Genomic DNA, 12835 nt, shown 5'->3' with positions numbered 1-12835 from the left:
TCATCCGGGGGTACCCGTACACATCCGGCCTGTGCTTCGGCTCGCCGGGCTCCCTCGTGAAAGGGACCGTCACACCGGCCGCCGGAAACGGCGTGCTCCAGTCGTGCTCGAAGGAAAGGAGGGAACGGGGAAGCCCGCATCGTCACCGTCGAGGCAGCCGTACAGGGCCACATCCAGCTCAGCCAGGAACGCCATGGCCAAAGGTTGGCACCGGACACGTGGGCCCGGACGAGCGGGACCGGACCGAGCGGCCGGGATCGGGCCTTCGCCCGGTACGTCCTCGTCCCCGGGGTTCGCGGACGTCGGACGGCGCCCGCCTCCCCCGCGGCTGTGACGTGCGCCACTGACACTCCGGGCGGAGCCGGGACCCGTCGCGTGATGGATCCCACCCACCACACGCGCCCCGCACGCACGACAATGACCGTGTGATCTCTTCGCCGCCACGAAGCGCCCACCGCCGGGCCGAGCCTCCGTCGACGCCGTATGTCGACCTCACCCGCGCGGAGTGGAGCGCCCTGCGCGAGAAAACGCCGCTGCCCCTCACGGCCGAGGAGGTCGAGCGGCTGCGCGGCCTCGGTGACGTCATCGACCTGGACGAGGTCCGCGACGTCTATCTGCCGCTCTCCCGGCTGCTCAACCTGTATGTGCAGGCCACGGCCGAGCTGCGGGGCGCCCTCAACACGTTCCTCGGTGACGCCGGCAACGGGCACGGCGCCCAGCGCGGCACCCCGTTCGTCATAGGCGTCGCCGGTTCCGTCGCGGTCGGCAAGTCCACCGTCGCACGTCTGCTGCAGGCCCTGCTGGCCCGCTGGCCCGAGCACCCGCGCGTCGAACTCGTCACCACCGACGGCTTCCTGCTGCCGATGAAGGAGCTCCAGGCCCGCGGCCTGACGTCGCGCAAAGGCTTCCCCGAGTCGTACGACCGCCGGGCGCTGACCCGGTTCGTCGCCGACATCAAGGCCGGGAAGGACGAGGTCACCGCACCCGTCTACTCGCATCTGATCTACGACATCGTCCCGGACGAGCGCCTGACCGTACGCCGCCCGGACATCCTCATCGTCGAGGGACTCAACGTCCTGCAGCCGGCCCTGCCCGGCTCCGACGGGCGCACCCGGGTCGGGCTCGCCGACTACTTCGACTTCAGCGTGTACGTCGACGCACGGCCGGAGGACATCGAGACCTGGTACCTCAACCGTTTCCGCAAGCTGCGCGAGACGGCGTTCCAGAACCCCTTCTCGTACTTCAGGAAGTACACCCAGGTGTCCGAGGAGGAGGCCCTGGACTACGCGCGCACCATGTGGCGCACCATCAACAGGCCCAATCTGCTCGAGAATGTGGCGCCGACCCGCGGCCGGGCCACGCTGGTGCTCCGCAAGGGTCCCGACCACAAGGTGCAGCGCCTGTCGCTGCGCAAGCTGTAGGAGTCGCTGCGCGTGCTGCACTTTCGCCTGATCACCCCGGGCAACCGTACGGCCGAGGTGGTCTCCCTCATCGAGAAGACCGTCGGCACGGCCCATCTCGCCGTGGTACCCGGCGCGGCCCGCAACCCCCGGGGCGACCTGGTGCTGTGCGATGTGGCACGGGAGGCCGGTGACGAGCTGATCGGCGAGCTGCGTGCACTGGGCATCGACGAGAGCGGCTCGATCGCCGTCGAGGACATCGGCCTCTCGCTCTCCAGACGCGCCGACAAGGCCGAGAAGGAGGCGCCGGGCGAGGGTGCGGACGCGGTGCTGTGGGAGCACCTGGAGGACGCCACCCACGAGGAGTCCACGCTCAGCGGCACCTACATCGCCTTTCTCACCCTCGCGACGATGATCGCGGCCTGCGGTGTGGTCCTCGACAACGCCATCCTGATCGTGGGCGCAATGGCGGTCGGCCCGGAGTTCGGCCCACTGGCCGGGATGTGTACGGCCCTGGTCCAGCGCGCCCCGCGGCTGGCCTGGCGCTCGTTCCAGGCGCTGATCGTGGGCTTCGCCGCCGCCATACTGGTCACCGTGGGCTTCAGCTACTTCATGGATGCGCTGGATCTGTTCTCCAGGGCGAAGCTGGATGCCGAGCGTCCCAACACGAGCTTCATCTACGCCCCGGACGAGTTCTCGTTCATCGTCGCTCTGCTCGCGGGCGCCGCCGGCATGCTCTCGCTGACCTCGGCGAAGTCGGGCGCCCTGGTCGGGGTCGCGATCTCGGTGACCACGGTCCCGGCGGCGGCGAACGCCGCAGTCGCCTTCAGCTACGCCGAGTACAAGCAGGCATGGGGCTCGACCGAGCAGCTGCTGCTGAACCTGCTGGGCATCGTGCTGGCAGGCACACTGACCCTGCTGCTCCAGAAGGTGCACTGGGCGATTCAGCGCCGGCGCACCGCGAAGCTCTGACGCACCTCTAGCTGCCCGCCCCGAGAGTCTCCCGCAGCCAGTCGAAGACGACCTCGCAGTGCAGTTGCGGGGCCATCGGGGAGCAGTGCAGCTGGGCGCCTTCGGCCGTGGTGAGCTTCACGTAGTCCTTGGGAGCCGTCAGCTTGTCGAACATCTCGCGCGGCTGGCCGGGATAGAACTGCTCGTAGTCGTAGTCGAGGACCAGTGTGGGCATCTTGATACGGCCCACGACGGACGTGATGTCGAGCGATGCGACGAGCTTGGCGGGCGTGTAGAAGTCGGTGAACATCTTGCCCTCGCGGGCGGCGAGCATCGCCGGGACGGAGAACGGCTCGAAGCGCTTCTTCAGCGTCGCGGCGACGGGCGGAGGCAACTCGGGGACGACCTCCTTGTTCCAGATGTTGTTGGTCTCCGTCTTGCTCGGGGTGAGGATCTCCCGGAGCTCCGGAGGAAAGCCCAGCCAGGGCGACAGGCAGCCGGGCATGGCCACCAGGGCGGCGATCCTGTCCTCGAAGGCGGCGGCCCGCGGGGCCAGATCACCTCCCATGCTCAGTCCGGTGATCGCGATCTTGTCCTTGTCGACGTCGGGGCGGGCGGCGAGCCAGTCGACGAGTGGGCTGACGACCTTCTCCCACGTCGGGGTGAAGACCACCTGGTCCACAAAAAGAAGCTGTCCCTGACCGGGCCCGTCGTACACCAGGGCGTTCCAGCCGCGATCCAGCGCGGCCTGGACGCCGTAGGTCCACATGTCGACGTTCTGTCCGTCGCTGCCGTTGGTGAGGATCACGGTGGGGCGGCGCGTGGTGGACTCGTCCGGCCGGAAGAACCAGACCGGAAGCGGAGTACTGCCGTACGGGACCTTGGCCTTCACCGGCACCGGGTCGCACCGGTCGCAGAACGTGTCCCAGGCGCCCCGTCCGTCCTTGTACCGCTGCTCCTCACTGCCGGGGTCGTCGGAGCCGAGGACGAAGAACAGCGCCTGGCCGTAGTACTGCGCGGCCCGCAGCGCACGGAAGCGCGTGGTCTGGTCTCCGGGCTTGCCGCCACCCTCGGGCGCCTCCATCAGCTGGTCGCCGAGCTTCCTGAAGGTCTCGACATACGTCTGCGCGGAGAGGCCGGCCTTGTTGATCGCGTTGACGGCGGTGAGTACTTCGCCCACCTCACCGGCGCCGGAGCCGGAGCCGCCCAGGGCGAGGAGCCCGCTGAAGTTGTACGCAGGGTCCTTGAACAAGGTCATCGCCCCGGGCGTGGGACCGCCCGCGGGAGCAGAGGCCGACGCCGTACGGCTGGGGGTGGGCGCATTCGCCGGCGCCGCACCCGAGGGGCTGCACCCGGCGGACAGCGCGGCTCCGGCCCCTGCGACGAGCCCGGCGAGCGCCGTGCGACGCGTGGGGCCTGATGCGTGATCACTCGATACGTACGTCATGCCAGCCGAACGTAGGACCCACGCCTGCGGGCCCCGCTCCGCGACACCCGTCGTTACCTCGAACGGCGCTGCCCGGGTCCCGCCGGAAAACGACCCCGGCGGGGCGTACGCGGGGGCCGGCCCCTGCGTACGCCCGGCCACGCGGAGGTCAGCCCAGTGCGGACTTCACCACATCGGCCAGCCGGCCCGCCACGCTGCGCGCCTGGTCGATGTCCGCGGCCTCGACCATCACCCGGACCAGCGGCTCGGTGCCGGACGGACGCAGCAGCACGCGGCCCGTCACGCCCAGCTCCCGCTCCGCCTCGGCGACGGCCTGGGCCAGCTCCGGAGAGGTGTCCACCCGCGACCTGTCCACGTCCGGGACGTTGACCAGCACCTGTGGCAGCCGCTCCATCACCCCGGCCAGTTCGGCCAGCGGGCGGCCGGTCGCCGCGACACGGGCCGCCAGCATCAGGCCGGTGAGGGTGCCGTCGCCGGTCGTCGCGTGATCGAGGGCGATGACGTGCCCGGACTGCTCGCCGCCGAGCGCGAAGCCCTCAGCCTTCATCGCCTCCAGGACGTAACGGTCACCGACCGCCGTCTGCACGAGCTTCACGCCCTCGCGCTCCATGGCCAGCTTGAAGCCGAGGTTGGACATGACGGTGCCGACGACGGTGTCCCCGCGCAGCATCCCGGCCTCGCGCATGGCGAGCGCCAGCACCGCCAGGATCTGGTCACCGTCGATCTCGTTGCCGTCGGCGTCCACGGCCAGGCACCGGTCCGCGTCGCCGTCGTGAGCGATTCCGAAGTCGGCGCGGTGCTCGACGACCGCGGCCTTCAGCAGGCCCAGGTGGGTCGAGCCGCAGCCGTCGTTGATGTTGAGACCGTCGGGCTCCGCACCGATCGTGACGACCTGCGCACCGGCCCGGGCGAAGGCTTCCGGAGAGACCCGGGACGCCGCGCCGTGCGCCTCGTCGAGGACGACCTTCAGCCCGTCGAGGCGGTTGGGAAGGACGGCGATGAGGTGGGCGACGTATTTGTCGAAGCCCTCGTCGTAGTCCGTCACACGGCCCACTCCGGCGCCTGTCGGCCGCTCCCACGGCTCTCCGGTCCGGTGCTGCTCGTAGACCTGCTCGATACGGTCCTCGAGCTCGTCGGCCAGCTTGTGGCCGCCGCGGGCGAAGAACTTGATGCCGTTGTCCGGCATGGCGTTGTGGCTGGCGGACAGCATCACGCCGACATCGGCGCCCAGCGAGCCGGTCAGATACGCCACCGCGGGGGTGGGCAGCACACCGACGCGCAGCACGTCGACACCTGCGCTCGCGAGGCCCGCCACGACGGCGGCCTCCAGGAACTCTCCGGAGGCACGGGGATCGCGCCCGACCACCGCGGTCGGCCGATGGCCGGCGAAGGTGCCCGCCTCGGCCAGCACATGTGCCGCAGCGACCGACAGGCCGAGCGCGAGCTCTGCCGTCAGATCGGCATTGGCGACACCGCGTACACCGTCCGTTCCGAAGAGTCGTCCCACTGTTGTCCTCCGAGAATGGTGAATGCTCGAACCGTTATACGCCCGAGGCTGTCGAGTCAATAAACGAACGCCCCGGCAGCACGGAGTGCCGCCGGGGCGAACGAATAGCCGTACAAGCTGTACAGGCCAGCGTGCGATTTAGCGCTTGCTGTACTGCGGGGCCTTGCGGGCCTTCTTGAGACCGGCCTTCTTGCGCTCGACCGCACGGTCGTCGCGGGAAAGGAAGCCGGCCTTCTTCAGGGGGCCGCGGTTGTTGTCCACGTCCGCCTCGTTCAGCGCGCGGGCCACGCCGAGGCGCAGGGCGCCGGCCTGACCGGAGACGCCGCCACCCGAGATGCGGGCGATGACGTCGTAGCGGTTGTCGAGCTCGAGCACCTTGAAGGGCTCGTTGACTTCCTGCTGGTGCACCTTGTTGGGGAAGTAGTCCTCAAGGGTGCGACCGTTGATCTTCCACTTGCCGGTGCCCGGGACGATCCGGACGCGGGCAATGGCGTTCTTGCGACGACCCAGGCCGGCAGCCGGCTGCGGGTCGCCGAAGCGGGACGCCATGGACTCGGAGGTGTACTCGCCCTCGACGGGGGCGTCGGACTCGAAGGTGGTGACCTCGGCGTAGGTCTCTTCGCCCTCGAGCGGGGTCTCGGCGGTGGTCTCGGCCACGATGCTCCTCAGATTTCTTTTCGTCTTAGGGGGTGGCCGGAACTACTGCGCGACCTGGGTGATCTCGAACGGGACCGGCTGCTGAGCAGCGTGCGGGTGGTTCTCGCCCGCGTAGACCTTCAGCTTCGAGAGCATCTGACGGCCCAGGGTGTTCTTGGGGAGCATGCCCTTGACGGCCTTCTCGACGGCCTTCTCGGGGTTCTTCGCGAGCAGCTCGTCATAGCGGACGGAACGCAGACCACCCGGGTAACCGGAGTGGCGGTACGCCATCTTCTGGGTCCGCTTGTTGCCGGAAAGGTGCACCTTGTCCGCGTTGATGATGATGACGAAGTCACCAGTGTCAACGTGCGGCGCGTAGATCGGCTTGTGCTTGCCCCGGAGAAGGGTTGCGGCGGTGGTCGCCAGACGGCCCAGGACGATGTCCTGCGCGTCGATGATGTGCCACTGGCGCGTCACATCGCCGGGCTTGGGGCTGTACGTACGCACGGTCGTAGCCTTCGCTTCTTCAGTGAGTGGGTATCTCCCGGCCCGTGAGGGCAGGAGAACAGGTCCTGACAAGGCCACCCGGACGATCACGACAGCCTTGGCGGCGCTACGGGGACGCAACCCGAGTGCCTGCCGCTGGTCATCGGCCCGGTGGACCGGCGTAAGGGCCCCTCACGTGAGATAGAGCAAGCCAATACGCATAACGAACCAGAAGAATACCCGCGTGGCCCTGCGCGGGTCAAAACGGCTGGTGCCCGGCGGGCCGGGGATCAGGGCGCGCCGAGGGCCTGGGCAAGGAACCGGGCCTCATTCTCCTTGAGCCCCACGGCGATGACGGCGGTCCCGGCAGTCAGCGGGTCCCGGATCGAAACGCTGACCAGCAGCCGGTTGTCACCCTGGACGAACGCCAGCTTGCCCGCCGGATCGTCCACCGGCAGGCTGCGGCCGGCGATCTTCCCGGTCAGCTCGGCGAACTTCACGCGGTCGGCGTCCTTCAAGGTGACGCGGACGGACCAGCCCTCACGCCCTGGCGGCTTCTCCTTGTAGGCGCTGACCTCTTTGAACCGGTTGACGGTCATCCCGGGGGCCGTCGAGGCGATGACGCAGTTCTGGCGCTGGTCCGAGGTGAAGGACCGGCCGGCGGGCGCGGGCGACTGCGTCAAAGGCAGGTCCGGGGAGTCCGTGGGGCACACCCCGGGAGACTCGCTCTCCACCTCCAGGATGCGTACGGGCTCGTCCGGCAGGCCCGCGGCCGCCTTTCCGCCGCCCTCCCAGGGGCGTACGGCCAGGAGCACCGCGAGCCCTACGAGCACCACGGCTCCTGCTCCGGCAGTCCACGTGAGCCGGGTCCGCCGCACCCGTGGCGCCGGTGCCGCGGTCGGCGCGTCCAGGCGACCGGTCGGGCGGGGCAGCGGAACCCCGGCGGTGGCCGCGTCCGGGTCGATACGCCGGCGGGCGTCCTCCACCGCCCGGACGCGCTGATCCCGGTGCCGCTCGATCGCCTCGACCCACGCCCCGCTCAGCCAGTCCTCTCCGCCGCGGGCGTCCGGGCGCTCGCCGAGCCGGACCGCGCAGTACGCGAGGATCTCCGCCGGGGCGGGCCGGTCCGCCGGGTCCAGAGCCAGGCACGGCAGGACCAGCCCCTCCAGCTCGGCCGGCAGCCCGGAGACGTCCAGGTCGCCCGTCGCCGTGCGGACGAGCTGTTCCATGGCCGGTCCCGCGCCGCCGTCGCGGTAGGGGGCCCGGCCGACGGCGAGACAGAAGAGCGTCGCCCCGAGCGAGTAGACGTCCGACGCGGCGGTGGTCTCCTCACCACGGGCCTGCTCGGGCGAGGCGTAGGCGACCGTGCCGAGCGCGGTCTGGGTCCGGGTCACGTCATGGGCCTGCGAGATCCCGAAGTCGATCACCCGCGGGCCCTCGACGGGCAGCAGGACGTTCGACGGCTTCACGTCCCGGTGCACGAGGCCGGCGGCATGGATGGAGACCAGTGCCTCCGCCATCCCGGCCGCCACCCAGTACAGCGCGCTCGCGCCCAGCGTCCCGCATCCCTCCACCAGTTCGCGCAGGGACGGGGCGGGGACGTACTCGGTGGCCATCCACGGCACCGCGGCCTCCGCGTCGGCCGCCACCACGCTCGCGGTGAACACGCCCTGGACGCGCTGGGCGAGCACGACCTCACGGGCGAAGCGGCGGCGGTCGTCCCGGCTGTCGGTGATCAGCGTCTTCACCGCGACGACACGGCCGCCCGGGGAGCGGGCGAGATAGATGCGCCCCATGCCGCCGCCGGCGAGCTCGTCCAGCACCGTGAACGCCCCGAATCTGCGGCCCGGGCGGACCGCGTCCGCCACACCGTCGCCCTGCATGTCCGCCCCCCGGGGATCACATCGCTGCTCGACGGCTCACCCCTACCCACGCGGGGCCCGGGCTGCACCCCGGTGCACCGCGCAGGACCCGCTCCTCGGAGCCGGAGGGGCCGAGCCTCCCGGGCCCTGCCTGCCGGCAGCGCAGAGCGGCTCTCTGACCGGTCCACCCGTCACGGCCCCGGACCCGGGACGCACCCGCTGGGGCGCCGCCTCGGGCCTCGCTGTGCGAACGCCGGGAGGGCTGAGGTTCCCGGACGGTGCCGTGCCCCCTTACCGGGTCGCGCCGGTCCTCGATCGCCGCAGGGGCCGGGCTGCCCTGCCCCACCCCGCCGACCGCCCGAGGTCACCGCGACCGCTGCACCCTTCGCTCGTCCCACACCGGCTCCGCCGTCTCCCGGACCATCCCGTCCGAGCCGAACACCAGGTACCGGTCGAAGGAGCGGGCGAACCAGCGGTCGTGGGTGACGGCCAGCACCGTGCCCTCGTACGCCTCCAGGCCCGCCTGGAGCGCCTCCGCCGACTCCAGGTCCAGGTTGTCCGTCGGCTCGTCCAGCAGCAGCGCCGTCGTGCCCGACAGCTCCAGCAGCAGGATCTGGAAGCGCGCCTGCTGGCCGCCCGACAGCTTCTCGAAGGGCTGGTCGCCCTGGCGCTCCAGTTCGTACCGCCGCAGGGCCGACATCGCCCCGCCCCGGTCCTTCGCGTGCTCCGTCCACAGGATGTCGACGAGCGTCCGCCCGAGCAGCTCGGGGTGCGCATGGGTCTGGGCGAAGTGGCCCGGTACCACGCGCGCGCCCAGCTTCCACTCGCCCGCGTGGGCCACCTGCTCGCCCGCCAGCAGCCGCAGGAAGTGCGACTTGCCGGAGCCGTTCGAGCCGAGCACCGCCACCCGTTCCCCGTAGAAGACCTCCAGGGAGAACGGCTTCATCAGGCCCGAGAGCTCAAGACCCGTGCAGGTCAGCGCCCGCACACCGGTCCGGCCGCCTTTCAGCCGCATCCTGATGTCCTGCTCGCGCGGCGGCTCCGGCGGCGGGCCCGCCTCCTCGAACTTCTTGAAACGCGTCTGCATCGCCCGGTACCGCGACGCCATGTCGGGGCTGATCGCCGCCTGCTGCCGGAGCCGGTGCACCAGCGCCTTGAGCCGGGCGTGCTCCTCGTCCCAGCGCCGCTTGAGCTCCTCGAAGCGCGCGAACCGTTCCCGTCTCGCTTCGTGGAAGGTCGCGAAGCCCGCGCCGTGGACCCAGACGTCCGACCCGGCCGGCCCCGGCTCCACGGCGACGATCCGCTCCGCCGCCTGTGCCAGCAGCTCGCGGTCGTGGGAGACGAACAGGACCGTCTTGCGGGTCTCCTTCAGCTGTTCCTCGAGCCACCGCTTGCCGGGCACGTCCAGGTAGTTGTCCGGCTCGTCCAGCAACAGGACCTGGTCGGGCCCCCGCAGCAGCGCCTCCAGCACGAGCCTCTTCTGCTCACCGCCCGAGAGGGTCCGCACCTGCCGCCACTGTGCCTTGTCGTACGGCATCCCCAGCGCGGCCATCGTGCACATGTCCCAGACGGTCTCGGCCTCGTACCCCCGCGCCTCGGCCCAGTCGCTCAGCGCCTGCGCGTACGCCATCTGCGCGGACTCGTCGTCGACGGTCATGATCGCGTGCTCCGCGGCGTCGACCGCGGCCGCCGCCTCACGGATCCGCGGCTGCGCGACCGACACCAGCAGATCCCGGACGGTGCGCTCGTCGCGCACCGATCCGACGAACTGCCGCATCACACCCAGCCCGCCGCTGACACCCACCGATCCGCCGTGCGGCTGCAGCTCTCCGGCGATCAGCCGCAGCAGCGTGGTCTTCCCCGCGCCATTGGCTCCCACCAGGGCCGCGACCGCTCCCTCGCCCACCCGGAACGACACATCACCGAGGAGCACCCGCCCGTCCGGTAGGCAGTACTCCAGATGCGCCGCTTCTACATGTCCCATGCGGCCCAGTCTCACCGCCGGGGACGCCTTCGCCCAACAGGTTTAGGATGCGCGGCATGAGCTTTGGGCAAGGGGGACCTCAGTGGGGCCCCGGTGGACAGAATCAGGATCCGTACGGAACGCAGGACCCGTACGGAGGTCAGCGCCCCTACGGGAGCCGTAACGCGTACAACTCGGGCGCGGACACGTTCGATCCGTTCGGGACGCGGCGCGCCGACGACGACGCGAACACGCCCGACTGGGCCGCGCTCGCCGACGCCTCCGCCGCCCGTACCCGCCGTAAACGCCTGATGATGGTCGGCGGCGGCGCTCTCGCGACCGCAGTCATAGCCGGCGCGGTCGCGACCGCGATCGTCTCGTCCAACAAGGACAGCGGCAACAGCGCCACGGGCAGCGTCACCAGCACGCTGCCCGGCCCGCCCGAGCTGCCGCAGGACACCACGCAGGCCGAGCCGTCGTTCGCCTCCGTGGACCCCCTGCCCCCGCCGAACCCCAAGGAGTTCATCTCCGACCGGAAGAAGGACACGGCGCCGCTGAGCGTCGACAGCCTCTTCCCCGGCAAGAAGCTGACGATGGGCGACCGCGTCTACGCCAAGGGCTCCACGTCCCGCACCGGCGACTGCGCGTCCGCCACCAAGGATGCGCTCGGTTCGGTCCTCGAGAACAACGGCTGCGACCAGGTCTTCCGAGCCACCTACAGCGCGAGTGGCATTGCCGTCACCGTCGGCGTCGCCACCTTCGAGAACGAGGCGAAGGCCAAAAAGGCGGTGCAGCAGGCGTCCGGGAGCATCGCTCCGCTGGCCGGCAAGGGCGTCCCCGCCTTCTGCAAGACCGGTACGGTGTGCCGCCGGGTGTCCAACTCCTACGGCCGGTACGCCTACTTCACCATCACCGGCTACACGAAGGCCAAGTCCGTCACCAAGGGGGACTCCAAGGCCTTCCAGACGGGCGACGACCTGGCGGAGTTCACGTTCCGTCAGATCAGGCGCCGCGGCGAGGCACAGGCCTCAGCCGCAGCCTCCGCACCCGCCGGCTGAGCCGGGCAGCGACCGTTTGTTGCGGGCCTCCCGGCTGCGGGCGGCCAGCAACTCGTCGGCGGGGTAGCCGACTTCCTCCAGCGTGAGCCCGTGCGGACGCACCACATGGACGGCCGAGTCCCGTACCCCCGCGGCCAGCACCTTCGCCGGCCAGTCCACCGGCCGGTGCCCGTCGCCCACGAAAAGCAGCGCGCCGACCAGCGAACGCACCATGTTGTGGCAGAAGGCGTCCGCCCGCACGGTCGCCGTGAGAACCCCGGACGCGTCACGCTCCCAGGACAGCTGCTGCAGCGTGCGGATGGTCGTCGCGCCTTCGCGCTTGCGGCAGTACGCCGCGAAGTCGTGCTCCCCCACCAGCTGCGCTGCGGCGGCGTTCATGGCCTCGACGTCCAACGCCCAGTCGTGCCACAGGACATGACCGCGCAGCAGCGGATCCACCCCGCCCGGATTGTCGGTCACCCGGTACGCGTACCGCCGCCAGACCGCCGAGAAGCGCGCGTTGAACCCGGCCGGGGCCTCCTCGACCTTCCAGACCCGCACATCGTGCGGGAGCCGTCCTGCGAGCCGGCGCAGCAGCTTCTCCTGGTGCTCGGCCCATACGTCCTCGGGCAGATCGACGTGTGCGACCTGGCCGCGGGCATGCACACCGGCGTCCGTACGCCCGGCGACCGTCAGCTCGTACGTCCGGGACGAACGGGTCACCGTACGCAGCGCGTCCTCGATCTCGCCCTGCACGGTCCGCTGCCCGCGGGCCTGCTTGGCCCAGCCGGAGAATTCCTTGCCGTCGTACGAAAGATCCAGCCGCACCCGTACGAAGCCGGGCTCCGCCTCGTCGCTCACGCGATCCATCCTCTCAACCTCGCACACAAGCGGAACGGGCCCGTACCCCCGAGGGGATACGGGCCCGCCCGTCAGCCTTCAGAACGCGGTTCAGGCGTCCTTGGACTCCTCGGCCGGAGCCTCGGCAGCCTCGTCGGCCTTCGCCTCGACGGCCTCGTCCTTCTTGAGGGCGTCTTCCTTGACCGCACGCTTGGTGGCGGCCTCGGCCTCGGCGACGGTCGCCTTCTTCGCGATCTCACCCTCGACCAGCTCGATCACAGCCATCGGGGCGTTGTCGCCACGACGGTTGCCGATCTTGGTGATGCGGGTGTAGCCGCCCGGGCGCTCGGCGTAACGCGGCGCGATCTCGGTGAAGAGCGTGTGGACGATGCCCTTGTCCGTGATCGTCTGCAGCACCAGGCGACGGTTGTGGATGTCGCCCTTCTTCGCCTTGGTGATCAGGCGCTCGGCGACCGGACGCAGGCGGCGGGCCTTGGCCTCGGTCGTGGTGATGCGGCCGTGCTCGAACAGCGACTTCGCGAGGTTCGCGAGAAGCAGACGCTCGTGCGCGGCGCTGCCGCCGAAACGGGCTCCCTTGGTGGGACGCGGCATGGTGTTTCTCCTTGTGATCTGCACCGGCCGTATCAGGTACCGGTGTCAGTTACCGACGGACGGCCGCCCGCCGGAAGCGTTCACGCCGCCGGAC

11 protein-coding genes are annotated in these 12835 nt (G+C 70.5%); 3 read left to right on the top strand and 8 right to left on the bottom strand.

Annotated elements, in window-relative coordinates; genetic code table 11:
* The first annotated feature begins 425 nt into the window (after positions 1-425).
* Together coaA and ABZ208_RS08485 are read left to right on the top strand one after the other, a co-directional pair.
* On the top strand, positions 426-1421 hold the full coding sequence (gene coaA, locus ABZ208_RS08490; RefSeq protein ID WP_356908759.1) for a type I pantothenate kinase: 996 nt from the start codon (positions 426-428) through the stop codon (positions 1419-1421).
* A gap of 12 nt (positions 1422-1433) precedes the next feature.
* Positions 1434-2372, top strand: a complete 939-nt coding sequence (locus ABZ208_RS08485; RefSeq protein ID WP_356908758.1) for a DUF389 domain-containing protein — start codon at positions 1434-1436, stop codon at positions 2370-2372.
* Positions 2373-2379: 7 nt separating this feature from the next.
* Here the strand turns inward: ABZ208_RS08485 and ABZ208_RS08480 are convergent, their stop codons facing one another.
* The 6 genes from ABZ208_RS08480 to ABZ208_RS08455 all read right to left on the bottom strand — a co-directional run bounded on the left by ABZ208_RS08480 (position 2380) and on the right by ABZ208_RS08455 (position 10273).
* A complete protein-coding gene (locus tag ABZ208_RS08480; protein ID WP_356908757.1) occupies positions 2380-3609 on the bottom strand; it encodes an alpha/beta fold hydrolase in 1230 nt (409 codons plus the stop codon).
* Between the two features lie 337 nt (positions 3610-3946).
* Entirely contained in the window at positions 3947-5305 is a 1359-nt protein-coding gene (glmM, locus tag ABZ208_RS08475) for a phosphoglucosamine mutase (RefSeq protein WP_356908756.1), read from the bottom strand.
* A 138-nt stretch (positions 5306-5443) separates the two neighbouring features.
* Positions 5444-5962, bottom strand: a complete 519-nt coding sequence (gene rpsI, locus ABZ208_RS08470; protein ID WP_328397555.1) for a 30S ribosomal protein S9 — start codon at positions 5960-5962, stop codon at positions 5444-5446.
* 42 nt (positions 5963-6004) lie between these two features.
* Positions 6005-6448: a 50S ribosomal protein L13 gene (gene rplM / locus ABZ208_RS08465; RefSeq protein ID WP_356908755.1), complete on the bottom strand. Its 444-nt coding sequence runs from the start codon at positions 6446-6448 to the stop codon at positions 6005-6007.
* 269 nt (positions 6449-6717) lie between these two features.
* The gene (locus tag ABZ208_RS08460) at positions 6718-8310 is read right to left on the bottom strand and encodes a protein kinase (protein ID WP_356908754.1); all 1593 of its coding nucleotides are present in this window, start codon (positions 8308-8310) and stop codon (positions 6718-6720) included.
* Between the two features lie 343 nt (positions 8311-8653).
* Complete coding sequence (locus tag ABZ208_RS08455; protein WP_356908753.1) at positions 8654-10273, bottom strand: ATP-binding cassette domain-containing protein; 1620 nt, start codon at positions 10271-10273, stop codon at positions 8654-8656.
* A gap of 56 nt (positions 10274-10329) precedes the next feature.
* Between ABZ208_RS08455 and ABZ208_RS08450 the strand changes: the two genes are divergently transcribed.
* On the top strand, positions 10330-11310 hold the full coding sequence (locus ABZ208_RS08450) for a hypothetical protein (RefSeq protein ID WP_356908752.1): 981 nt from the start codon (positions 10330-10332) through the stop codon (positions 11308-11310).
* Here the strand turns inward: ABZ208_RS08450 and truA are convergent.
* Together truA and rplQ are read right to left on the bottom strand one after the other, a co-directional pair.
* Positions 11281-12150 carry a tRNA pseudouridine(38-40) synthase TruA gene (gene truA, locus ABZ208_RS08445; RefSeq protein WP_356908751.1) on the bottom strand — a complete coding sequence of 290 codons (870 nt, stop codon included), beginning with the start codon at positions 12148-12150 and terminating at the stop codon, positions 11281-11283. The genes ABZ208_RS08450 and truA overlap by 30 nt on opposite strands.
* Before the next feature lie 90 nt (positions 12151-12240).
* The gene (gene rplQ / locus ABZ208_RS08440) at positions 12241-12741 is read right to left on the bottom strand and encodes a 50S ribosomal protein L17 (protein ID WP_356908750.1); all 501 of its coding nucleotides are present in this window, start codon (positions 12739-12741) and stop codon (positions 12241-12243) included.
* Between the last annotated feature and the right edge of the window lie 94 nt (positions 12742-12835).

Origin of the sequence: Streptomyces sp. NPDC006208 (assembly GCF_040613775.1) — a bacterium.
GTDB lineage: Bacteria > Actinomycetota > Actinomycetes > Streptomycetales > Streptomycetaceae > Streptomyces.
Note: the sequence above shows the minus strand (reverse complement) of the source record. Positions and strands in the feature narration are given on the sequence as shown.

Coding starts and splice junctions, on each gene's coding strand:
- ABZ208_RS08480 (WP_356908757.1), bottom strand. CDS start 3,609: ATGACCTTGTTCAAGGACCCTGCGTACAACTTCAGCGGGCTCCTCGCC.
- ABZ208_RS08460 (WP_356908754.1), bottom strand. CDS start 8,310: ATGCAGGGCGACGGTGTGGCGGACGCGGTCCGCCCGGGCCGCAGATTC.
- ABZ208_RS08455 (WP_356908753.1), bottom strand. CDS start 10,273: ATGGGACATGTAGAAGCGGCGCATCTGGAGTACTGCCTACCGGACGGG.
- ABZ208_RS08450 (WP_356908752.1), top strand. CDS start 10,330: ATGAGCTTTGGGCAAGGGGGACCTCAGTGGGGCCCCGGTGGACAGAAT.
- rplQ (WP_356908750.1), bottom strand. CDS start 12,741: ATGCCGCGTCCCACCAAGGGAGCCCGTTTCGGCGGCAGCGCCGCGCAC.